Source organism: Campylobacter sp. 2018MI01 (assembly GCF_018501205.1).
Classification (GTDB): domain Bacteria; phylum Campylobacterota; class Campylobacteria; order Campylobacterales; family Campylobacteraceae; genus Campylobacter_E.
Genome location: NZ_JAHCZE010000195.1, coordinates 1 through 398 on the forward strand (window position 1 = coordinate 1; position 398 = coordinate 398).

Sequence of the window (398 nt, forward strand, 5' to 3'; positions counted from 1 at the left end):
TGTTGATTAGGTATAAATTTAGGGGACTGATTTTTTTGCCAAATTCTGGGGAAGAATTATGCAAGACATATTTTAGATTACCGCGCGTAATTGCTTTTGTTTTAGCATTGTCAATTATATTGTGCGTATTATCAATAACATTTTTAATTAGTATCGAAAGTCTTTTCGGCCCTGTGCGTTTCGTAAATGATGCTACGATGATTAAAGAACTTGGTGATGAATTGAACCACACCGTAATCGAAACGGCACAGTATACGGGGATGCCATTGAGTTTCAGGGAAAAACTGATGCTCAGCGACAGCCAAACGGCAGAATGTTCTAAAAAGATGATGTCGCATTTTCGCGCAATGAATGACAAAGTAATTGAATCGAATACTGTCTACAGGATGCTTGATTAC

Annotated in this window: 1 protein-coding gene; it reads left to right on the forward strand. The window is 37.4% G+C overall.

What is annotated here, in order from left to right; genetic code table 11:
* Positions 1-197: 197 nt before the first annotated feature.
* The coding region (locus KJQ97_RS09645) for a hypothetical protein (RefSeq protein ID WP_214120728.1) at positions 198-398 on the forward strand (201 nt) is incomplete at its 3' end.